At 70.1% G+C, this 20,994-nt stretch carries 25 protein-coding genes; 10 read left to right on the forward strand and 15 right to left on the reverse strand.

Annotated features, from left to right (window positions below; all coding sequences use genetic code 11):
• Positions 1-38: 38 nt before the first annotated feature.
• The 4 genes from ACRYCC_RS13520 (at position 39) to ACRYCC_RS13535 (ending at position 2,631) form a co-directional block, all read left to right on the forward strand.
• Positions 39-1,409 carry an acetyl-CoA carboxylase biotin carboxylase subunit gene (locus ACRYCC_RS13520; protein ID WP_433811811.1) on the forward strand — a complete coding sequence of 457 codons (1,371 nt, stop codon included), beginning with the start codon at positions 39-41 and terminating at the stop codon, positions 1,407-1,409.
• Positions 1,410-1,485: 76 nt separating this feature from the next.
• Positions 1,486-1,698: a biotin/lipoyl-binding carrier protein gene (locus ACRYCC_RS13525; protein WP_433811813.1), complete on the forward strand. Its 213-nt coding sequence runs from the start codon at positions 1,486-1,488 to the stop codon at positions 1,696-1,698.
• A 51-nt stretch (positions 1,699-1,749) separates the two neighbouring features.
• Positions 1,750-1,938, forward strand: a complete 189-nt coding sequence (gene bsaP / locus ACRYCC_RS13530) for a biotin synthase auxiliary protein BsaP (RefSeq protein ID WP_433811815.1) — start codon at positions 1,750-1,752, stop codon at positions 1,936-1,938.
• A 27-nt stretch (positions 1,939-1,965) separates the two neighbouring features.
• On the forward strand, positions 1,966-2,631 hold the full coding sequence (locus tag ACRYCC_RS13535) for a hypothetical protein (RefSeq protein ID WP_433811817.1): 666 nt from the start codon (positions 1,966-1,968) through the stop codon (positions 2,629-2,631).
• Here ACRYCC_RS13535 and ACRYCC_RS13540 read toward each other — a convergent pair.
• From ACRYCC_RS13540 to ACRYCC_RS13570, 7 genes are all read right to left on the reverse strand, one after another.
• Entirely contained in the window at positions 2,613-3,149 is a 537-nt protein-coding gene (locus tag ACRYCC_RS13540; RefSeq protein ID WP_433811819.1) for a GNAT family N-acetyltransferase, read from the reverse strand. The two genes, ACRYCC_RS13535 and ACRYCC_RS13540, sit on opposite strands and share 19 nt — an antisense overlap.
• A 96-nt stretch (positions 3,150-3,245) precedes the next feature.
• Positions 3,246-4,094 (reverse strand): hypothetical protein, encoded by an 849-nt coding sequence (locus tag ACRYCC_RS13545; protein ID WP_433811821.1) that lies wholly within the window; start codon positions 4,092-4,094, stop codon positions 3,246-3,248.
• A 209-nt stretch (positions 4,095-4,303) separates the two neighbouring features.
• Positions 4,304-5,299 (reverse strand): biotin synthase BioB, encoded by a 996-nt coding sequence (gene bioB, locus ACRYCC_RS13550; RefSeq protein ID WP_433811823.1) that lies wholly within the window; start codon positions 5,297-5,299, stop codon positions 4,304-4,306.
• The gene (bioD, locus tag ACRYCC_RS13555) at positions 5,296-6,054 is read right to left on the reverse strand and encodes a dethiobiotin synthase (protein ID WP_433811825.1); all 759 of its coding nucleotides are present in this window, start codon (positions 6,052-6,054) and stop codon (positions 5,296-5,298) included. The genes bioB and bioD overlap by 4 nt, the downstream gene beginning before the upstream one ends.
• An 89-nt stretch (positions 6,055-6,143) precedes the next feature.
• Positions 6,144-6,803, reverse strand: coding sequence for a Uma2 family endonuclease (locus tag ACRYCC_RS13560; RefSeq protein ID WP_433811827.1), 660 nt, complete (start codon positions 6,801-6,803; stop codon positions 6,144-6,146).
• A gap of 90 nt (positions 6,804-6,893) precedes the next feature.
• Entirely contained in the window at positions 6,894-7,652 is a 759-nt protein-coding gene (locus ACRYCC_RS13565; RefSeq protein WP_433812172.1) for a GntR family transcriptional regulator, read from the reverse strand.
• A gap of 43 nt (positions 7,653-7,695) precedes the next feature.
• Entirely contained in the window at positions 7,696-8,922 is a 1,227-nt protein-coding gene (locus ACRYCC_RS13570) for an 8-amino-7-oxononanoate synthase (RefSeq protein ID WP_433811829.1), read from the reverse strand.
• Positions 8,923-9,001: 79 nt separating this feature from the next.
• On the opposite strand from ACRYCC_RS13570, the gene ACRYCC_RS13575 reads away from it, so the two are divergent.
• Positions 9,002-10,582, forward strand: coding sequence for a sensor histidine kinase (locus ACRYCC_RS13575; RefSeq protein ID WP_433811831.1), 1,581 nt, complete (start codon positions 9,002-9,004; stop codon positions 10,580-10,582).
• Between the two features lie 239 nt (positions 10,583-10,821).
• Here the strand turns inward: ACRYCC_RS13575 and ACRYCC_RS13580 are convergent, their stop codons facing one another.
• Together ACRYCC_RS13580 and ACRYCC_RS13585 are read right to left on the reverse strand one after the other, a co-directional pair.
• The gene (locus tag ACRYCC_RS13580; protein ID WP_433811833.1) at positions 10,822-11,076 is read right to left on the reverse strand and encodes a WhiB family transcriptional regulator; all 255 of its coding nucleotides are present in this window, start codon (positions 11,074-11,076) and stop codon (positions 10,822-10,824) included.
• Positions 11,077-11,357: 281 nt separating this feature from the next.
• On the reverse strand, positions 11,358-12,284 hold the full coding sequence (locus ACRYCC_RS13585) for a diacylglycerol/lipid kinase family protein (RefSeq protein WP_433811835.1): 927 nt from the start codon (positions 12,282-12,284) through the stop codon (positions 11,358-11,360).
• 102 nt (positions 12,285-12,386) lie between these two features.
• On the opposite strand from ACRYCC_RS13585, the gene ACRYCC_RS13590 reads away from it, so the two are divergent.
• On the forward strand, positions 12,387-12,833 hold the full coding sequence (locus ACRYCC_RS13590; RefSeq protein WP_433811837.1) for a hypothetical protein: 447 nt from the start codon (positions 12,387-12,389) through the stop codon (positions 12,831-12,833).
• 129 nt (positions 12,834-12,962) lie between these two features.
• Here ACRYCC_RS13590 and ACRYCC_RS13595 read toward each other — a convergent pair whose 3' ends face one another.
• From ACRYCC_RS13595 to sodN, 4 genes are all read right to left on the reverse strand, one after another.
• Positions 12,963-13,721 (reverse strand): RNA polymerase sigma factor SigF, encoded by a 759-nt coding sequence (locus ACRYCC_RS13595; protein WP_433812174.1) that lies wholly within the window; start codon positions 13,719-13,721, stop codon positions 12,963-12,965.
• Positions 13,722-13,807: 86 nt separating this feature from the next.
• Positions 13,808-14,236 carry an ATP-binding protein gene (locus ACRYCC_RS13600; protein WP_433811839.1) on the reverse strand — a complete coding sequence of 143 codons (429 nt, stop codon included), beginning with the start codon at positions 14,234-14,236 and terminating at the stop codon, positions 13,808-13,810.
• A gap of 143 nt (positions 14,237-14,379) precedes the next feature.
• Positions 14,380-14,853, reverse strand: a complete 474-nt coding sequence (locus tag ACRYCC_RS13605; RefSeq protein WP_433811841.1) for a GNAT family N-acetyltransferase — start codon at positions 14,851-14,853, stop codon at positions 14,380-14,382.
• 99 nt (positions 14,854-14,952) lie between these two features.
• Positions 14,953-15,357: a superoxide dismutase, Ni gene (gene sodN, locus ACRYCC_RS13610; protein WP_433812176.1), complete on the reverse strand. Its 405-nt coding sequence runs from the start codon at positions 15,355-15,357 to the stop codon at positions 14,953-14,955.
• Positions 15,358-15,446: 89 nt separating this feature from the next.
• On the opposite strand from sodN, the gene sodX reads away from it, so the two are divergent.
• Positions 15,447-15,785 carry a nickel-type superoxide dismutase maturation protease gene (gene sodX / locus ACRYCC_RS13615; protein ID WP_433811843.1) on the forward strand — a complete coding sequence of 113 codons (339 nt, stop codon included), beginning with the start codon at positions 15,447-15,449 and terminating at the stop codon, positions 15,783-15,785.
• On the opposite strand, the gene ACRYCC_RS13620 is transcribed toward sodX, so the two are convergent.
• Both ACRYCC_RS13620 and ACRYCC_RS13625 read right to left on the reverse strand, forming a co-directional pair.
• On the reverse strand, positions 15,734-16,291 hold the full coding sequence (locus tag ACRYCC_RS13620) for a CGNR zinc finger domain-containing protein (RefSeq protein ID WP_433811845.1): 558 nt from the start codon (positions 16,289-16,291) through the stop codon (positions 15,734-15,736). The two genes, sodX and ACRYCC_RS13620, sit on opposite strands and share 52 nt — an antisense overlap.
• A gap of 323 nt (positions 16,292-16,614) precedes the next feature.
• The gene (locus tag ACRYCC_RS13625; protein ID WP_433811847.1) at positions 16,615-17,802 is read right to left on the reverse strand and encodes an NAD(P)-dependent malic enzyme; all 1,188 of its coding nucleotides are present in this window, start codon (positions 17,800-17,802) and stop codon (positions 16,615-16,617) included.
• 370 nt (positions 17,803-18,172) lie between these two features.
• On the opposite strand from ACRYCC_RS13625, the gene ACRYCC_RS13630 reads away from it, so the two are divergent.
• The 3 genes from ACRYCC_RS13630 to ACRYCC_RS13640 are packed head-to-tail and all read left to right on the forward strand — an operon-like array spanning position 18,173 to position 20,893.
• A complete protein-coding gene (locus ACRYCC_RS13630; RefSeq protein ID WP_433811849.1) occupies positions 18,173-19,144 on the forward strand; it encodes an ABC transporter substrate-binding protein in 972 nt (323 codons plus the stop codon).
• A 4-nt stretch (positions 19,145-19,148) separates the two neighbouring features.
• The gene (locus tag ACRYCC_RS13635; RefSeq protein ID WP_433811851.1) at positions 19,149-20,081 is read left to right on the forward strand and encodes an amino acid ABC transporter permease; all 933 of its coding nucleotides are present in this window, start codon (positions 19,149-19,151) and stop codon (positions 20,079-20,081) included.
• 59 nt (positions 20,082-20,140) lie between these two features.
• Positions 20,141-20,893 carry an amino acid ABC transporter ATP-binding protein gene (locus ACRYCC_RS13640; protein WP_433812178.1) on the forward strand — a complete coding sequence of 251 codons (753 nt, stop codon included), beginning with the start codon at positions 20,141-20,143 and terminating at the stop codon, positions 20,891-20,893.
• The last annotated feature ends 101 nt before the right edge of the window (positions 20,894-20,994 follow it).

Raw genomic sequence — 20,994 nt, forward strand, 5'->3', positions numbered from 1 at the left:
GCGTTCGGCGACTGTCGCTCGTACGAAAAGGGGTCGAGGTGTTCGAGTCCGTGCTCATCGCGAACCGCGGTGAGATCGCCAGCCGGGTCATCGGCACCGTACGCGCGATGGGCCTCAAGGCCATCGCCGTGCACTCCGAGGCGGACGCCGGCCTGCCCTTCGTGACCGAGGCCGACGAGGCGATCCTCATCGGCCCGGCCCAGCCGGCCAAGAGCTACCTCGACGCAGACGCGATCATGGAGGCGGCCGAGCGCACCAACGCCCAGGCCGTCCACCCGGGCTACGGATTCCTGTCCGAGAACGCGGCCTTCGCGCAGCGGGTCATCGAGGCGGGCCTGGTGTGGATCGGGCCGCCTCCGCAGGCCATCGTGCAGATGGGCGACAAGATCAACGCACGTAACCTGATGGAGAAGGCGGGCGTGCCCGTCGCCCGAGGCACCCGGGAGCCGGTCGCGACCACCGACGAGGCGGTCGCCGCGGCCGCGGGGATCGGCTATCCGGTGATGGTCAAGGCGGCCGGTGGCGGTGGTGGCATCGGCATGAGCGTCGCCCGTGACGAGGCCGGGCTGCGCGCCGCGTTCGAGACCGCGCGGGCCCGGGCCGAGCGCTTCTTCGGCAGTCCCGACATGCTGCTCGAGCGGTACCTCGAACGGGCCCGGCACGTCGAGGTACAGATCCTCGGGCTGGCCGACGGCACGGTGATCGCGCTGGGCGAGCGGGAGTGCTCGGTCCAGCGGCGCCATCAGAAGGTCGTCGAGGAGACCCCGTCGCCGGGCATCACCCCCGAGCTCCGGGCCCGCATGCTGGCCGCCGCCGTACGGGCGGGGGAGGCGGTCGGCTACCGCGGTGCCGGGACGGTCGAGTGCCTCGTCGACGCCGACGCCCAGGACTTCGTGTTCCTGGAGATGAACACCCGGCTGCAGGTCGAGCACCCGATCACCGAGCTGGTCACCGGGATCGACCTGGTCGAGCAGCAACTGCTGATCGCCGCAGGCAAGCCGGTGTCCTTCGACGGGCACCGGGCGGAAGGCCACGCGATCGAGTTCCGCGTGTACGCCGAGGACCCCCAGCGCTTCCTGCCCGCCCCCGGTGACATCACGGTGTGGGAGGAGCCCGTGGTCGAGGGCACGGCCAACGACGAGGACGCCGTGACCCCGCGCATCCGGATCGACGCGGGCTACGCCGAGGGCAACAAGGTCACCCCGTTCTACGACCCGCTGCTCGCCAAGCTCTGCGTGCGCGCCGCAGACCGCGGGGCCGCGCTCGTCCTGGCCCGGGAGGCGGTCGCCGCCTTCCGTATCGAGGGGCTCAGGACCAATCTGCCGTTCTTCACCGAGCTGCTCGGCAACGCCGAGTTCGAGAGCGGAGCCTACGACACCGGTCTGGTCGACCGGATGCGCGCGTCCTGAGCTGCCAGAGTCACTTCTGAGGTTTGCCAACGGTGATCCGGGCGGTGGGTCCGGCCGGTTCGAGAGAGGGGTCGTCGTGGCCGAGGTCCGTGCGGAGATGGTGGCGAACGTGTGGAAGGTCGTCGTCGCCGAGGGTGAGCGGGTGCAGGACGGGGACACCCTCGTCATCCTGGAGTCGATGAAGATGGAGATCCCCGTCCTCGCCGAGGATGCCGGGATGGTCGCTCAGCTCAGGGTGGCGGAGGGCGACGTCATCCAGGAGGGCGACCTGATCGCCGTCATCGAATAGCGGCTCGCTGCGAGCCCCGTCGCCGGCCGGACCGAGGAGTAGTCTTCAGCCGTGAGTGAGACCTACTGCGAGCACTGCGGGGACCCCGCCGGGGAGGCGGGCCACGAGGCCTGCCGGGCCGCCCTGCGGATGGAGCCACCGCGTTACTGCGCCGGATGCCGGCGCCGGATGGTCGTCCAGGTGACGCCCACCGGCTGGACCGCCCGCTGCGCCGAACACGGTGTGCTGGCCTCGGCCTGACGCAGGCCTGACGAGTAGGAGTCCATCGTGCGGTTCGGTCCCCCGGATCCCGCCCGCCCAGAACCGGCCCGATCCCTCTCCGTCCCGCCCGCCAGGCCCGGTGCCTGGCGGCTGACGCTGGCCGCGCTGGGCGTACCGGCGGTCATCGTCGGCGGGACCGCGATCGCCAGCCATCCACCGCTGTTCTGGGCAGGTGTGATCGTCGCGGTCGGCGCCTGGCTGTTCGGGTGCGGGCTGCTGATGGCCTGGGAGCGCTTCGGCCTGATGGTGGTCGTGCTGGTCGGCGGGCTGGGCCTGGCGATGTTCGCGGGTCCGGCGTTCCGCGTCTACGTCTCCGACACCCGCGGCGTCCGTACCGAGGCCGTCGTCGCGGCCAAGGTGCCGCGGCAGGCCAAGGAGGTGCGCTGGGAGTGCGCGCTGCGCCGCCCCGACGGGACACCGGTGAAGTTCCAGATGGGCGAGGACGACTGCGGCCAGACCCGGCAGGGGCAGCGGATCACCATCGTGGAGGATCCGGCCGGCTGGACTCCGCCGCGGCTGGACGAGAACGAGTCCTACCTCTACCCGACGACCGGGATCCTCTTCGGCCTGGTCACGGCCGCCATCGTGGTCGCGGGCCGGCGCGCCCGCCGGGCGGCGGTGCGAGGATCCTCCGAGCCGCTACCGGCGCCAGGTCAGAACTCCAGGGCGTAGGTGATCAGGTCCACACCGGGCACCGGCGACCAGTCGCGGTCCGGCGTGCGCTGGAAACCGATGCGCTCGTAGATCCGGTGCGCCGCGCCCATGTTGCGCTGGCTGGACAGCCGTAGCCCGGTCAAGCCCGACTCCCGGGCCCGGTCGATGCAGGTCTGGATGAGCGCTCCACCCACTCCCTTGCCGCGTGCCGTGGCGACGACGGCGAGCATCCGGAACTCCCCCTCGTGCGGGGCGGCGATCTCGGCGTAGATGCTGTCGGGCGGGCAGTACGACACCGCGCCGACCAGCTCGCCCGCGAGCTCGGCCACCAGCAGCTCCGCCTCGGCCGCCCGGTCGGCGGCGTCCCGCAGAATGCTGATGTAGGACGACGTCGGAGAGATCAGGCCGTCCTCGAGATACGCGGCGACCGTGAGATCACCGACCGCCTCGTACTCCTCCGGCCGGGCAGGCCTGATCGTCACGGCTTCCATGGCGTCCTGGTCCTCGGCGGACCAGGCGCTGTCGCGGATCGGCATGGATGGGAGCGTACAACGCAGGTCAAGCGGTATGGCAAACGCCGAGGCGAACGAGCGATCACTTGGTCGGTGGCGGCCGGGCCTCCCGATCGGCCGTCAGGGCGTGTTGAGCGCCCGGCAGCCGGGCTCGTCGGGGAGCAGCGGCCGGGGGATCACGCGGTAGGTCAGGCCGCCGCTGCGCCACCGCACGTCCGGTGCGGCGGTGAGGAGCTTCGTGGCCCGGGTCTGTGCGTCGCCGGTCAGCACGGTGCACGACCAGCCGCCCACGCGCTCTCCGTTGCCCAGCGGGCTGAACGGCCAGTTCTCCGGCGTCTCGCCCGTGCCCGGCCCGAGGTCCGCGGCGAGCACCGCCAGCCGGGCGGGCCGGTACGGAACCGGATCGCGCGCCAGGTCGGAGGGGGCGAAGCCGATACCGCCCGCGGCGCCCTGGGCGTGCAGCCGCCTCCAGAAGCGCTCCGCGGGGTGGTTCTCGGTGCCCACCTCGATGATCCGGGTGGTCGCCGTGCGGTCGCCCACCCGGAACATCAGGGTCAGGTAGGTGGCGTCCGCCACCCCTGACCGGTCGACGGTCCGCGACCGGGCCAGGCCGGCCGCGTGGGCCTCGTCGACCAGCCGCTGCAGGGCCGCCCGGGTCAACCGGTACTCCAGCGGCTGGAGCGGGCTGCTGATGCCGCCCTTGGGCGCGATCGCGCTGGCGTCGTCGTACAGCGAGAACTCGGGGAGGGCTCCGGGGCCACCACGCCCCGCGATGCCACCGCTGATCCACGCGCGCAGCACCAGCCGGCGCCCGCCGGGCGGAGTGGAGCCCGCCGGACCCCCGGACCCGGGACCGCTGACCGTCGTCGAGGGCCGGGAGGGGTCGTCTCCCGGGGTCCCGGACGCCGAACCGCACCCGGTCAGCAGCGCGACCCCGGTGATCAGTGCCAGGCCCGTCACGTTACGCATGGTGATCCTCACGGCGACCATCCAAGCCGCTACCGGCTCGGTCGCGTCTTAGACGCGCCGGAGCGGTGCGCGGTGCCCGCTGCTGGGCGTCCCGGACGCTCTCTCTCCATGGTGCGGGATGCGCGGCCCCGGACGGGCATCGGTGTCCCCAGAGGGCCTCAGCGGGTTCAGCGGATCCTCAGCGGCTCCGGCGGACCCTCGGCGGGTCCTCAGAGGGTCTGGGAGAGGGCCCTGATCGGCATCTGGAGCTCGACGAGCAGGTCGAGATCCTGCTGGGCCGGGCGGCCGAGGGTGGTGAGGTAGTTGCCGACGATGATCGCATTGATGCCGCCGAGCATGCCCGCACGCGTGCCGAGGTCACCGAGGGTGAGCTCCCGGCCGCCGGCGTACCGCAGGATGGTGCGCGGCAGTGCCAGCCGGAAGGTGCCGATCGTCTTGAGCGCCTCCACCCCCTCCACCAGGGGGAACGTCCCGAACGGCGTGCCCGGCCGCGGGTTGAGGAAGTTCAGCGGCACCTCGTCGGGCTGCAGCTCCGACAGCTGACCGGCGAACTCGGCGCGCTGCTCGATCGTCTCGCCCATGCCGATCAGCCCGCCGCAGCACAGCTCCATGCCGGCCTCCCGGACCATGAGGCAGGTCTCCCAGCGCTCCTCCCACGAGTGGGTGGTGACGACGTTGCCGAAGTGGGACCTGGCCGTCTCGAGGTTGTGGTTGTAGCGGTGCACGCCCAGGGAGACCATCTCGTCCACGAGCTCCTGGGTGAGCATCCCCAGGGACAGCGCGATGTTGATCTCGACGGCGTCGTTGATCGCCTTGATGCCCTCGCGGACCTGGGCCATGAGCCGTTCGTCCGGGCCGCGCACGGCGGCGACGATGCAGAACTCGGTGGCGCCGCTCGCCGCGGTCTCCTTGGCCGCCTGGACCAGCTCGGGGATGTTCAGCCAGACCGAGCGCACCGGCGACTCGAACGTCCCGGACTGGGAGCAGAAGTGGCAGTCCTCCGGGCAGCCGCCGGTCTTCAGCGACACGATGCCCTCGACCTCGACCTCCGGGCCGCACCAGCGCATCCGCACCTCGTGGGCCAGCGCGAGCAGGTCCTCGACCCGGTCGCCGGGCAGCGTGAGGCACTCCAGGGCCTGTTCCGCGGAGAGCCCCTTGCCCTCGTCGAGCACCTGGCGGCGGGCGACGTCGAGGATGTCGGTCACGATTTCTCCTTGTCGGGGGCTGAATGGTGGTGCGAGGTGGCCACGGCGCAGGCCTCCCGGAACGTACCAGCGTCGAAAATGCCGCCGAGCGCCGGGGACAGCCCCTGGCGTGCCACGACCAGGAACTCCGCGGGGTCGAGGGCCCCCGATCCGGCCGGCAGCACCCCCGCCAGCGGCCGGGCGGCCACCGTCTCGAGGTCCCGGATGTTGCTGAGCATGGCCAGATCGGGATCGTCCGGCCAGGAGCCGACCACCACGCCGGCGAGCTGTACGCCGCGGTGCGCCATGGCCTCCAGGGTCAGCGCGGTGTGGTTGAGGGTGCCGAGATCGGGCCGGGTCACGACCACCACCGCGGCGCCCAGCCAGCGGGCCAGATCGGCGATGGTGGCGCCCTCCTCGTCGAAGCGCACCAGCAGGCCGCCGGCGCCCTCGACGAGCACCAGGCGGTGGTCCTCGGCGAGTTCGCGGATCCGCTCGGCGGCGTGCGCCAGGCTGACCGGGGGCAGCTCGGCGTGCCGGGCGGCGGCGGCGGGGGACAGCGGATCCGGGAATCGGGCCAGCTCGTGGAGGTCGTCGATGCCCGCCAGCCGCCGTACGTCCTGAAGATCACCTGGCTCGCCGGGACCCACTCCGGTCTGCCCCGGTTTGACCACCGCCACGGAGGAGCCGCGGGCGCGCGCCAGGGTCGCCAGCGCGGCGGTCACGACGGTCTTCCCCACGCCGGTGTCGGTTCCGGTGACCACGAGCACACTCACGTTCCGCAGGTTAGCGTGGCTCCGCTACGGCCACCGGCGAGGATTCCGACAGTGTTCGCGGTGCTGTTTTTGTACGGGGAGTATGGCGATCAGTCCCAGGCCCGCCACCCGGCGGTGGGAATCTCCAGCCGGAACGGGTCCGGCAGGCGGACCGTCTCGCCGAACCCCCAGGACTCCCGGCGGAGGTAGGCGCCCGTGCTCTGGTCCGGGCCGGTGAAGAGGGTGGTCCGCGCGATCTTCGGCTCCCGGTCCACCAGCAGGTAGTACGGGATCCCCACGCGGGCGTAGCCGGTCCACTTGGTGGTCCTGGGATGGTCCCCGGCCGGCTGCCGGTCATGGGCGGCGTTCGACGGTGAGGTGACCTCGACGACGAGTTCGACCTGGCCGGGGACCAGGCAGGACAGCTGGGTCTGCCGAGCCCTGGCGAAGATCTCCGTGTCGAGGACCATGAGGTCCGGGACGTACCCGTCCCGGATGCCGACGAGGTTCAGCCCCGTGCGCTGGAGGCACTTCCAGGAGAACGCCGGCTCGACGAGGCGGGCCTGGACGAGCACTTTCGCGAGGTCGTGGACGATGGCGCCGTGTCCGAGCGCCGGTGCCGGTGACGCGACGATCTCCCCGTCGATGATCTCGACCGTGAAGTACCGATCGGGGAGGTGGAGGTGGTCGTCCAGCTCGCCCCGGGCCCACAGGGCATAGGGCGTGTCGGGCAGCTGGACGCCGAGGCGGGCTTCGGTGGTGATGCTCACGCCGGTGCCTCCTCCCTGACGTTCGGGTCCGGTCGTCGTAGGGAAGACCTGTTCCCAGCGTACCCAGAACGGCGTTTCCGACCGGGAGCCTCAGCGGGCGGGGGGAGCGGGGCGGCGCAGCCGGGTGACGAACTTGTAGCGGTCGCCACGGTAGAGCGACTGCGCCCACTCGACCGGTGCGCCGGAGGCGTCGAAGGAGTGCCGGGACAGCAGCAGCATCGGCAACCCGACGTCCATGCCGAGCAACTGCGCGTCGTGGGGGGTGGCGAGCACCGTCTCGATCGTCTCCTCGGCCTCGTGCAGGTGCACGTCGTACGCCGTGGCGAGGGTCTGGTACAGCGACAGGTGGCGCGGCAGCTCCTTGCGCAACCCCGGGAACCTGCGCGCCGGCAGGTGCGAGGTGTCGACGGACATGGTCTCCCCGTCGGCGTACCTCAGCCGGTGGATGCGGAGCACCCGGCCGCCGGGCCGGATGGCGAGCAGGCCGGCGAGCCGCTCGTCGGCACTGACGTAGTCGATGTCGAGGATCTTGGTCTCGGGGTGCAGCCCGTGGTGGCGCATGTCCTCGGTGTAGCCCATCAGCTGCAGCTCATGGGCCACCTTGGGCTTGGCGACGAAGGTGCCCTTGCCCTGGATCCGGTTGAGCCGCCCCTCCACGACGAGCTCGGCGAGCGCCTGCCGTACCGTCGTGCGGGAGGTGCCGTAGCGCTCGGCGAGGGTGCGTTCCGGGGGCAGCGGGCTGCCCGGGGCCAGTGACCGGGTGAGCTCGACCAGCAGCTCCTTGAGCTTGTAGTACTTCGGGATCCGCGGCCCCCCGGCAGGGGAGGACCGCCGATGGTCTCCCAGCATCTCGCTCGCACGTATCCGCCCCGCCGCCCCCGAAGGCGCCCGCTCAGCCGTCACGTGCGCTCTCCTCACGTTCACTGCAGGTTGGCCTAGATGTTACGCAAGCAGGGTACGGGTTGGTTTCCTCCGCAACGGCCTTCAGGGCATCGCCAAGAGTTGTGAGTTCGGACTCGGTGAGAGAGGCGCGGGCGGTGATCCGCAGGCATGCGCGCCCCTTGGGCACCGACGGCGGCCGGAAGCAGCCGACCCGCGCGCCGTGCTCCCGGCAGATCTCGGTGGCGCGCAGGGCGGCGTGCGGCTCACCCAGCACGACGGGCACCACCGCCGCGGCGGGCACGGTGGTCTCCAGGCCCAGGGCCGCCGCGGTCGCGGCGATCCGGCGGGCCCGCTCCCGCGCCCTGGCCGGAAGCCCCGGCTCGGCGGCGAGCACGTCCAGGGCGGCCAGCGCGGCCCCGGCCGACGGCGGGGCCAGGCCGGTGTCGAAGATGAACGCGCGGCCGGTGTCGACGAGGGTCTCGATCACCTCGGGCGCGCCCAGGACCGCGCCGCCCTGGGTCGCCAGCGACTTGGACAGGGTGAGCGTGAGCACGACGTCGGGCTCTCCCGCGATCCCCGCCTGCTGGGCGCCGCCCTGGCCGAGGGGCCCGACCACGCCCAGCGCGTGGGCCTCGTCGACGACCAGCAGCGCGCCGTACCGCCGGACGACCGCGTGCAGTTCGCGCAGCGGGGCCAGGTCGCCGTCCACCGAGAACACCGCGTCCGTCACGACCACGGCGTGGTCCTCGTCACGTTCGGCCAGCGCCAGTTCCACCGCCGCGACGTCGCGGTGCGGGGTGATCACCACCCGTGACCGGGAGAGCCGGCAGGCGTCCACGATCGAGGCGTGGTTGACCTGGTCGGAGACCACGAGGGTGCCGGGACCGGAGAGCGCGGTGATCGCGCCGAGGTTGGCGAGATAACCGGAGGAGAAGACCAGCCCGGCCGGGACGCCGACGAACTCGGCCAGCCGCGCGTCCAGCGCCGCGTGCAGTTCGGTGGTGCCGGTGACCAGGCGGGAGCCGCCGGAGCCGACCCCCCACTCGCGGGCGGCCCGGATCGCGCCCTCGATCAGCCGGGGATCCCGGGACAGCCCGAGGTAGTCGTTGGAGGCCAGGTCGATCAGGTCGTCGTGCTCGGCCGTCCGGGGCCGGAGCCGGCGGCGCAGCCCCGCCGCCTGCCGCTCCCGGGCCGCCGCCCGAAGCCGTCCGAGGGGATCTGCTGTGCTCTTGTCCACGCGTCCGTGGCCTCCGCTTCACTCCGGTGCGCTCTACGCCCGCATCTTCGCAGGGGGTCCGGCCTGCGATGATGGTCGGGTGCCCACGTTGACTGATCTGGTACGAAAGCGGACCGACCTGGACGATGCCGATCTGGAGTGGCTGCACGCCCTGGTATCGGACTGGCTGCTGCTGGCCGACCTGTCCTTCGCCGACCTGATCCTCTGGGTGCCGCTCTCCTCGGGCCGCCCGGCCGACGGCGCGGAGCCGCAGGCCGCGCCCGGTGACGCGGGCGAGGGCGGCACGGTGGCGGCCTGGGTGGCCATCGCGCAGATGCGGCCGACCACCGGCCCGACGGCCTACCCGCAGGACCTGGTCGGATCCGTCGTCCGGAGCGGCCGGCGGGGCCTGATCGACGTCGCCTGGCGGGAGCGGCGCATCGTCCGGGAGGGCGACCCGGAGTGGGGCAGCGGCATCCCGGTCCGGGAGGAGTCCATCCCGGTCATGCGGGGGAACAAGATGCTGGGGGTCATCCAGCGCAGCACCAACCTCAGCTCCGTGCGCACCCCCTCGCGGCTGGAGCTCACCTATCTCGACATCGCGAGCGTGCTGGCCCAGATGATCTGCCGGGGGCGGTTCCCGCTGCCGGGCGGTGAGCCCAACCTCGTGCGCTCACCGCGGGTCGGTGACGGGTTGCTGCGGCTGGACCGGGCCGGCCGGGTCATCTACGCCAGCCCCAACGCGCAGTCGGCCTTCCGCCGGCTGGGGCTGGCGACCGACCTGACCGACACGCATCTCGGCGAGACCACCGCGCGGCTGCGCGACACCGGGGAGCCGGTCGACGAGTCGCTGATCAGCATCCTGAGCGGCCGTGCGCCCCGGGAGGCGGAGGTGGAGTCGAACGGCTCGGTGGTCCAGCTGCGCACCATCCCGCTGATCGTCGACGCGGCGCGGATCGGTGCGGTGGTGCTGCTGAGGGACGTCACCGAGCTGCGCTGGCGGGATCGCGAGCTGATGACCAAGGACGCCACCATCCGGGAGATCCACCACCGGGTGAAGAACAACCTGCAGACCGTGGCGGCGCTGCTCCGCCTGCAGTCCCGGCGGCTGCGGATCCCGGAGGCCCGGGCGGCCCTGGACGAGGCCGTACGCCGGGTCGGGTCCATCGCGATCGTGCACGAGACGCTGTCGCACACCCCCGAGGAGCTGATCGACTTCGACGACATCGTGGATCGGGTGATCATGATGGTGGGGGAGGTGTCGACGGCGGAGACCCGGATCATCCCCAAGCGGACGGGAAGCTTCGGGGTGCTCCCGGCCGCGATCGCCACCCCGGTCGCGATGGTGCTGACCGAGCTGTTGCAGAACGCCCTCCAGCATGGCTTGCCCGGCCGGTTCGGGCTGCTGGAGGTGACCGCCACCCGGGGCGACGACCGGCTGATCACGGTCGTCGCGGACGACGGGGTGGGGCTGCCGGCGGACTTCGAAGTGGAGTCCTCCACCAGCCTCGGGCTGCAGATCGTGCGGACGCTCGTCGTCGGGGAGCTGAACGGGCGGCTGGAGTTCCGGGCGCGCGAGGGCGGCGGCACCGAGGTCGTCGTGGACGTGCCCGTGGACGGGCGTCTTCCCGGAACGCCCCCGGACGGCCGTGCCCGTGAGACCCCCGGTGAGACCAGATGACCGGTGAGAACCAGGTGGCCGGTGAGACGGGAGTGGTGGGACGGCGGAGTGGGACGGCGGAGTGGGCTGGCAGCGGGTCGGTGGCCCGGCATGCAGAACACCCGCGGCAGGGCCGCGGGTGTTCGAAGATCGGGTGAGGTCCGTCGGGTGCCTGCCGACCCGGGGGCTCGGCGGCGTCAGACCTCGGTGTGCTGTGTGCTGTGTGCTGTGTCTGCGGTGTTCGCGGTGAGGCGGAGGGCTCAGACGTTGGCCCTGGTACGGGCGCGGGCGTTGCGGCGCTTGAGTGCGCGGCGCTCGTCCTCGCTCATGCCACCCCACACGCCGGCGTCCTGACCGGACTCGATGGCCCAGCGCAGGCACCCTTCGGTCACGGTGCAACGGCGGCAGACCTGCTTGGCCTCTTCGATCTGCAGCAGCGCCGGACCCGTGTTGCCGATGGGAAAGAACAGCTCGGGGTCCACGTCACGGCAGGCTGCGCGGTGGCGCCAGTCCATGCGGTCCACTCCTTCGTCAGCGTGGAGCGGTGGCTCCACTTGTGAACGGTTTCACGATGTCGCGCACAACCCGGACCTGACGGTGACGAGTCCGGGGGTTGTTCTGCGCTGTGCTGGAGGCGGCGGTGCCTGGCTCCTCGCTGGGCGCACTTTGAGCGTGTCAGGGCCGCCCAGGCCGACGCAAGAGCTTTGAGAAAAGTTTCCCAAAGTATGAGTGTCGTATGTGTCACATCAGTGGTTCAAGCGCGTTACTTGTCCGTTAAAAGTACTTTCCCGTACTGCTATATGACGATGCGTATCGCTTTGGGCACGGAGCGGAACGTCACGCCCTCGCGTTCTCCAAGGTAGTCGCCGTCGAGCTGGAAGGCGATGGGGCGCGACGAGCTGAGAGTGATCTCTGTCGCATCGTGCACGTTGACCACGTGCCCGCCGCGCAGCCGGTCGGTGAGCGGGAACAGCATTTGCGTGAGCATGAGCACGGTGTTCACGGTGTCGAGGCGGTGAGTGCCGAACACATCCAGCCCGGAATTGAAATCCGCCCGGGGGCTGGGGAAGACCGGCCGGCTGCCGAGATAGGTCCAGGGCGAGGTATTGGACACGATGGCGAGAAACATATCCCGCACCGGCGCGAGCCCCGGCCGTTCCAGCATCAGCGCGGGCCGGCGGCGGTCGCTTATCGAGAAGAACTGCCGGAGCGCGGCACGTACGTAGAGCGCCGGGTTGGCGCGGGACCCGGAATGGCGCAGTTCTTCGACGACGCGGACGACTTCGGCGTCCAGCCCGAGCCCCGAGCAGAAGGTGAAGTACCGTTCGTCGGCCTGGCCGAGGCCGACGGTGCGGTACCGGCCGGCCCGCAGGGCGTCGAGGATCATGCGGGTGGCCTGGACCGGATCGTTGGTCAGCCCCAGCGCCCGGGCGAAGACGTTGGCGCTCCCGCAGGGCAGCACCGCCAGCGCGGGCAGCCCGTCGGAGGGCCCCTGCGTCAGCAGGCCGTTGACCACCTCGTTGACGGTGCCGTCGCCGCCGAGCGCCACCACCACGTCGTAGTAGTCGTCGGCGGCCCGCCGGGCCAGCTGCGTGGCGTGGTCGCGGTGCGCGGTCTCGGCGAGCTCCAGATCGAGGTCGCCGGAGAAGGTCCGGACCAGAAGATCACGGACTCGACGAGTGGTGGAGGTCGCCTTGGGATTGGCGATGAGCATCGCGCGCACGGCGCCAGAGTACCCAGCGTGGGACGGCCCGGTGACCTCGACCGGCTCGGGAGCGACACGGCGCGGCCGAGGAGATGGACCGCAGGCGATAGGTTGCGAGCCATGTCTTCCCGTCGCCGGCCGTTCACTTTGATCATCAGCGCCGCCATCGAGGCCGCCGAGGGTTTCGCCGGGCTCGTGTTCGGTCTCTTCGTCGGCTGGGAGACGGTCGTCGGCAAGCCGCTCGATCTGGCCAGCGCCATCGGCGTGGCCGTACTCGCCCTGCTGGGCGGTCTCGGCATGCTGGCGGTGGCGAGAGGGCTCCTGCGGATGCAGCGGTGGAGCCGCTCCCCGGCGGTGGTGACCCAGCTCTTCGCCCTCTTCGTGGCCTGGAACCTGATCCAGTCGGAGCAGCCGGGGTACGGAGTGCCGCTCGCCGCCGGCGCCGTCATCGCCCTGGTCGCCCTGCTCAGCGCCCCCACCACGAAGGCCCTGTTCACCGAGGACCCCACCGACCCCAAAGACTCCACGGACCCCAAAGACTCCACCGGCGAGACCGGACCTCCCTGATCCCGCCTCCCGCACCTGCGCGTCCCCCTCCGTGATCATGCAATCAATCGTCGATTGATTGCATGATCACGGAATGGGGTGGGCTCGCTCCGGCCCCCGGCGGGGGACACCGGGTTGCGGAGGTTCCTGTCACTCCTCGCTGGTGAGGCCCTCGCGGAGCTGCGTCAGCGTCCGTGCGAGCAGCCGGGACACGTGCATCTGGGAGATGCCGAGTTCGGTGGCGATCTGCGACTGCGTCATGTTCCCGAAGAACCGCAGCAGCAGGATCTTCTTCTCCCGGGGCGGCAGCTTCTCCAGCAGCGGCTTGAGGGACTCGCGGTATTCCACGCCCTCCAGCGCCTCGTCGATGATGCCCAGCGAGTCGGCGACCGCGGGAGCGTCCTCGTCACCGGAGTCGGGCGCGTCGAGGGACACCGTGGAATAGGCGTTCGCCGACTCCAGGCCCTCGAGCACCTCCTCCTCGGTCATCTGCAGATGGCTCGCCAGCTCGCCCACCGTCGGGGCGCGGCCGTTCCGCTGGGCCAGCTCGCTGATCGCCTTGGTGAGCGAGAGCTTGAGCTCCTGGAGCCGCCGCGGCACGCGGACGGCCCAGCCCTTGTCCCGGAAGTGCCGCTTGATCTCGCCGACGATCGTGGGAGTGGCGTAGGTCGAGAACTCGACGCCGCGCTCGAGGTCGAACCGGTCGATCGACTTGATCAGGCCGATCGTCGCGACCTGGATGAGGTCGTCGAGCCATTCGCCGCGGTTGCGGAACCGGCGCGCGAGGTACTCCACCAGCGGCAGGTGCATCTCGACCAGCTGGTCGCGGATGCGCTGCCGCTCCGGGTCGCCCTCGGGCAGCTCGTGCAGGCGTTCGAACAGCCGCCGGGCGCGGCTGCGATCCGGCACACCGGAGCGCTGCGGACGATCGACGAGATCCGCCAGGTCCGTGCTCTCGGGCGGCTGGTTGTCCTCCTCCACCGTGGTCTTCTCGGTCACGGAGCCCCCGCCGCGCCCCGCCGCTTCTGCAGCACGACCGTCACCCGGTCATCGGCACCGACCATGGAGTCCACGTCACCGGCCAGCGATGACAGGACGGTCCAGGCGAAGGTGTCACGACTCGGTTCGAGACCGTCCACGGTGAGCACCGAGACGGCGATGCGCATGGCGTCGCCGGTCAGCTCGAACTCGCACTCCAGGTCGGTGCCGGGAACCGCCTGGGCGAGCAGCATCGCGCAGGCCTCGTCCACGGCGATGCGAAGATCCTCGATCTCGTCGAGGGTGAAGTCCAGCCGTGCCGCCAGCCCGGCGGTGGCCGTCCTCAGCACGGACAGGTAGGCACTCGCGGCGGGCAGCCTCACGGTCACCACGTCACGCAGAGTCAGCTTCGTACTGGCCGGCATAGCAGCGGTCTCCTCAGTCACGTCACTCCCTTTTCGGGTCAGCCCGCTGATTTGAACGTACCGCGTGCCGGGACTCTTTCGTGCGTTCGCCGCGCATGGATCCGGACACGGGCAAGCATGACAAGGGGTGTCTTAGATCAAACACCGTCAAGAACTGGAAAAGCTCATGCGCGGCCCAGCTCGCGCAGCGACCGGCCGGCCACCCGGTAGACGGTCCACTCGTCCTGGGGCCGCGCACCGAGGGACTCGTAGAAGCCGATGGCGGGCTTGTTCCAGTCGAGCACCGCCCACTCGAACCGGCCGTACCCGCGCTCGTCGGCGATCCTGGCCAGCTCCGTCAGCAGGGCCTTGCCGTGCCCCTCACCGCGGGCGGCGGGGGTGACGTACAGGTCCTCGAGATAGATGCCGTGCCGGCCCCGCCAGGTGGAGTAGCTCAGGAACCACAGGGCGAACCCCACGGCCTCGCCGTCGTCGTCCACGGCCAGGTGCGCGAAGACCGCCGGATCGTCACCGAAGAGGTCCCGGCGCAGATCCTCCTCGGTGGCCACCACCTCATGGGAGGCGTGCTCGTACTCCGCGAGCTCGCCGATGAAGCGGTGGATGGCCGGCACGTCGCCGGGGGTGGCAGTACGGATCACCCCCACAGGTTAAGGGGCGGGACGGCCCCGCGCGGACACGACAGGGGCCGGGGCCCGCGGTCGCGGGCCCCGGCCCCTGTCGTGGGAGATCGGCGGGCCTCAGGCGGCCTGCTTGGTCTCCCAGAAGATCTTGTCGATCTCCGCGATCTTGGCAAGGAGGTCGTCGGCCACCTTGACGTCGACGCTGCCCTTCGTGCCGCCGGCTCCCGCGAGCTTGGTGGCCTCGTTGAACAGTTCGTGCAACTGCGGGTACCGCTCGAAGTGCGGCGGCTTGAAGTAGTCCGTCCACAGCACCCACAGGTGGTGCTTGACGAGGTCGGACCGCTCTTCCTTGATCTGGAGGGCCCGGGCCCGGAAGAGCGGGTCGTCGTTGGCCGCGTACTTCTCGACGATGGCCTTGACCGACTCGGCCTCGATACGGGCCTGGGCCGGGTCGTACACGCCACAGGGCAGGTCGCAGTGAGCGGACACCGTGGTCTTCGGACGCAGAAGGTTAGCGAGCACCTGCATGGTCCCTTCCTTCGTATCGGATCATGCTCTCAGGAACCGACATTACTCTTGCTGACCTATCCAGCGAGCAGAGAGGTATGCACGTGCGCCGACCGCTGATGGCCGTGCAGGTGGCGGGGGAGTCCATGCTGCCCTGGCTGCGGCCCGGCGACCGGCTGCTGGTACGGCCGGGCGCGCGGATAGGGGCGGGCGACATCGTGATCGCCGGTCACCCGCTGGAGCCCGGGAGGCTCATCGTCAAGCGGGTCACGCACCGTGACGCGGACGGCTGGTGGCTGGAGAGCGACAACCAGCGCGCCTCCGGGCGGCAGGACAGCTGGGACTTCGGCGCGGTCCCCGACCGGCTCGTCGTGGGCCGTGCGGTGCTGCGCTACTGGCCGTCGATCTCGGCGTCCGCGCTCGCCCGGCGGCGGCTGCGGTAGGCGGCCACGTTGGCACGGCTGGCGCAGCGGTCCGAGCAATATCGCCGGGACTTGTTGGTGGTCGTGTCGAAGTAGATGTTGCTGCAGGAGTCCGCCCGGCAGATCCCCAGCCGGTCGATGCCCTGATCGCTGATCTTCACCGCCAGCCCCATCGCGGCGCCGGCCGCGTAGCGGTCCGGCACCGAACCGCTCTCGGTGAGATGCAGATGCCAGCGCTGGCCGTCGTGGTTGGAGATCTGCGGATGCACCGGGTGCTGGATGAGCAGCGTGTTCAGCCGCTCGATCGCGCGGTCCTCGTCGCCGGTGGCCGCCGCGACGAAGATCGCATGCAGCTCGGTGCGCAGATCGCGCATGGCCTCGAGGGTCTCGCGGGTCACCCGGCCGCTCAGATGGGGCCGGATGGTGAGCAGATCCCGCAGCGCGTCGAGATCACGGAGCGAATCCTCGGCGGGATCCTGGGTGTTCACGAGCTCTATCACCAGATCTGCGTAAGAGGCGAGGTCCACATGCGCTCCTCACGGAATCGACCGCACGTAAGAGTCATTCCCCCGCATCGAGTATTACACGATGGGCGTTCCCAGAGCCGGGTTCACCGCGAGGTGACCTATTGATTTTGCCGCGCTTCCCACTACACACCTGACACTTTGGCCGCGAACGTGTCCGGGCGGCGAATCTTTTCACTGTTCCACTGCCCGAAGTGAACCCGAACGGAAAAGGCGGGAACGGCCCGCACCCCGGGCCGGGGATACGGGCCGTTCCTCGTGCGGTGCGCGTGCCCGATCCGGGCACGGGCGGATGCTCCGCTCGCCCGCCGGCGGCGGGACGGTGCTCAGATCCGGTTGACGCCCTCCGCGCGGGCCTGCTCGGACACGGCCTTGATGACGGCCGGGGCGACCCGCTCGTCGAAGGGGCTGGGGATCACGTAGTCGGCGGTGAGGTCGTCACCGACGACGGCGGCGAGCGCCTCCGCGGCGGCGAGCTTCATGCCCTCGGTGATCGAGTGCGCCCGGACGTCCATGGCGCCGCGGAAGATGCCCGGGAACGCCAGCACGTTGTTGATCTGGTTGGGGAAGTCGCTGCGACCCGTGGCGACCACCCGGGCGTGCGCACGGGCGATCTCGGGATGGACCTCGGGGGTCGGGTTGGACAGCGCGAACACGATGGCGTCGTCGGCCATCGAGGCGATCGCCTCCTCGGTGACCGTGCTGCCGGACAGGCCGACGAACACGTCGGCGCCCCGGAGCGCCTCCTCGGTCGAGCCCTTGAGGCCGGTCTTGTTGGTCGAACCCGCCAGCGCCTGCTTGATCGGGTTGAGCCCGTCGCGGCCGTCGTAGATCAGGCCCTTGCTGTCGGACAGCGCGATGTCGCCGATCCCCGCGTTGATGAGGATCTTCGACACGGCGATGCCGGATGCTCCGGCGCCGGCCACCACGGCGCGCAGCTCGGACAGGTCCTTGCCGACCAGCCTGGCCGCGTTGCGCAGCGCGGCCAGCACGACGATCGCGGTGCCGTGCTGGTCGTCGTGGAAGACCGGGATGTCGAGGGCGGCCCGCAGCCGATCCTCGATCTCGAAGCAGCGGGGCGCGCTGATGTCCTCGAGGTTGATACCGCCGAAGCTGGGTGCGAGCCGGATCACGGTCTCGATGATCTCTTCGGTATCGGTGGTGGCGAGGGCGATCGGCACGGAGTCGACCCCGGCGAACTCCTTGAACAGCAGGGCCTTGCCCTCCATGACCGGCATGGAGGCGGCCGGCCCGATGTCGCCCAGCCCCAGCACGGCGGTGCCGTCGGTCACGACCGCGACCACCTTGGAGGTCCAGGTGTACTCGTGGGCGAGCTCCGGGTTCTCCGCGATGGCGCTGCAGACCCGGGCCACGCCGGGCGTGTACGCCAGCGACAGGTCGTCTTTGTTGCGGACCGGAATCGTCGAACGGACCTCGAGCTTGCCGCCCCGGTGCAGGAGGAAGGCAGGGTCGTTCTCGTAGTCGAAATGGTTGGAACCTGACTCAGTAGCCACAGCGACCCCAGTGAGATGTAGTGCGTCCGAACGCGCCGGTGGCGCGAGGAGACATTCGGGCAGACGCCACTCGGCGACGCCGGTCTAGGTGGTGGCATCAGGTGGTCGTCTCTCGACGTACGGGGGTCACCCGTTGTCCGATTGTGCCACACCTTGCCGCGAGCTCCGCGCCCACAGTCGGTCAGCGTAATCCCTCTGGACAGAACACACAGTAATCTAATCATAACAGACTGTGACTGTACAAGGTACTTTCGGTACCTGTTGTCCGATCGTGTTGCACCCTTAATCGAGATCACACCAGGTGTAGGCCAAGATGGCCACCAGCCATCCACATATTCTCGATGCATTCGACTAGCCGAAGGGGGACGCCGTGACCAGTGGTCAGACGCGTCGTCGCGCTGTAGGGATCTGCGCGGTAGTACTCACGGGCGCCCTCGCGCTCTCCGCCTGCGGTTCCGACAAGAAGGACACCGGCGGCGGAACCCCGCAGGGCGGCAAGAGCGTGGGAGACATCTTCACCGGGATCCAGCAGGACCCGAAGCTGCACGAGATGCTGCCCGCGGAGATCAAGACGGCCGGCAAGCTCACCGTCGCCACGGACCCGTCATACGCGCCCAACGAGTTCTATGACACCGACAACAAGACGATGATCGGGTTCGACCTCGATCTCGGCAAGGCACTGGGCAAGAAGCTGGGAGTCGACTTCAACTTCCAGAAGGCCGGCTTCGACGCGATCATCCCGGGCCTGAAGGGCGGTCAGTACCAGCTCGGCATGTCGTCGTTCACCGACAACAAGGAGCGCGAGAAGACGGTCGACTTCGTCACCTACTTCACCGCCGGCTCCTCGCTGATGGTCAAGAAGGGCAACCCGCAGGGCCTCAAGCCGGACGACCTCTCGCTGTGCGGCAAGAAGGTCGCCGTCGAGAAGGGCACCGTCCAGCTCGACGAGCTCTCGCCCACGGTCGACGTGGCCAAGGGGCTCGGCGCCCGGACCAAGAAGTGCAAGGACGGCGGCAAGCCGGCGCCGATCGCCCAGCCGTACCCGGAGCAGAACGCGGCCAACCTGGCCCTGTCGAGCAACCGGGCCGACGCGGTGCTGGCCGACTCCCCGGTCATCGACTACGCGGCCAAGCAGTCGAACGGCCAGTTCGAGGTCTCCGGTGCCACCTACGACACCGCGCCGTACGGCATCGCGATCGCCAAGAGCCTCGGCCAGACCAAGGAGGCGGTCCTCGGGGCGCTCAAGGCCCTGCAGACCGACGGGACCTACACCAAGGTGCTGCAGAAGTGGGGCATCGAGAGCGGCGCGCTCACCAACCCAGTGATCAACGGCGCGGGATGAGTGCATGACCCTCAACGACGAGGCGGTGACGAAGGGACGGCCCGACGAGATCCGGGCCGTCCCCGTCCGCCACTACGGCCGGTGGATCGCCGCCCTGGTCATCGCCTACCTCGCTGTGTGGGCGATCTACAGCGTCGCCGGCAACGAGCGGTTCGGCTGGGACGTCATCGGGGACTACCTGACCACCGACACCGTGCTGACCGGCATCTGGACGACGCTGGAGCTCACCGTCATCGCCATGCTCATGGGGGTGGTGGGCGGGGTCATCCTGGCCGTCATGCGGTTGTCGCCCAACCCGCTGATCTCCGGTAGCTCGTGGCTGTACATCTGCCTGTTCCGCGGTACCCCGGTGCTGGTCCAGATCCTGCTCTGGGGCTTCATCAGCGTGCTGCTCCCCAAGATCTCGATCGGGATCCCCTTCGGCCCGACGTTCGCGAGCTTCGAGGCCAACTCCCTCATCACCCCCTTCATCGCGGGCTGCCTCGGGCTGGGCCTCAACGAGGCCGCGTACATGTCGGAGATCGTGCGGGCCGGCATCCTGTCCGTGGATCCCGGCCAGGCGGAGGCGTCCGGCGCGCTCGGCATGAGCCGTACGCAGACCATGCGGCGGATCGTCCTCCCGCAGGCCATGAGGGTGATCATTCCTCCGACCGGCAACGAGACGATCTCCATGCTCAAGACGTCGTCGCTGGTCAGCGTGATCGCGGTCTCGGACCTGCTGTACTCGGTGCAGATCATCTACGGCCGCACGTACCAGACCATCCCGATGCTGTTCGTCGCCTGCATCTGGTACCTGATCATGACCTCGATCCTGACCGTCGGCCAGTTCTACCTGGAGCGTTACTTCGGCAGGGGCACCGCCCAGCGCCAGACCATGGTCGAGCGGCTGTGGAGCAACCTGCGCACGTTCCGCGTCTCGAGGAGTGATGCCCGATGAGCGAGCCGGACAGCGGCGCGTCGGACCACGGCACGTCGGACCACGGCACGTCGGAGTTCATGGTCAAGGCGGAGGGGGTGCACAAGAGCTTCGGCCGGCTGGAGGTGCTCAAGGGCATCGACCTCGAGGTCAAGTCCGGGGAGGTCATGTGCATCGTCGGCCCCTCCGGATCGGGCAAGTCGACCTTCCTGCGGTGCATCAACCACCTGGAGAAGATCAACGGCGGCCGGCTGTGGGTGGACGGTCACCTGGTCGGCTACCGGCAGAAGGGCGGCAAGATCTACGAGCTGCGCGAGCGGGAGGTGGCGGCCCAGCGCAGCGACATCGGCATGGTCTTCCAGCGGTTCAACCTCTTCCCGCACATGACGGCGCTGGGCAACGTCATGGAGGCGCCGCTCCGGGTGAAGAAGGAGCCCAAGGGCGTCGTACGGGACCGGGCGCTCAAGCTGCTCGACCGGGTGGGGCTGGCCGACAAGGCCGACGGCTACCCCAACCAGCTCTCCGGCGGCCAGCAGCAGCGCGTCGCGATCGCCCGGGCGCTGGCCATGGAGCCCAAGCTCATGCTCTTCGACGAGCCCACCTCGGCGCTCGACCCGGAGCTGGTCGGTGAGGTCCTCGAGGTCATGAAGCAGCTGGCGCTCGACGGCATGACCATGGTCGTCGTCACGCACGAGATGGGCTTCGCCCGGGAGGTCGGCGACTCGCTGGTCTTCATGGACTACGGCGTCGTCGTGGAGAAGGGAGTGCCGCGCGAGTTGCTCAGCAACCCCCAGCACCCCCGCACCCAGGACTTCCTGTCCAAGGTCCTCTGACCTCTGACCTCTGACCTCTGACCGCTGACCGCGGCGCGCTGGTTCTCCGGCCGGGCTTGCGTACGGCCCGTACCCCCGCCACGGGGGCACGGGCCGTACTG

The organism is Actinomadura scrupuli, assembly GCF_050971785.1.
In the GTDB taxonomy this organism is placed as follows: Bacteria; Actinomycetota; Actinomycetes; order Streptosporangiales; family Streptosporangiaceae; genus Actinomadura_E; species Actinomadura_E scrupuli.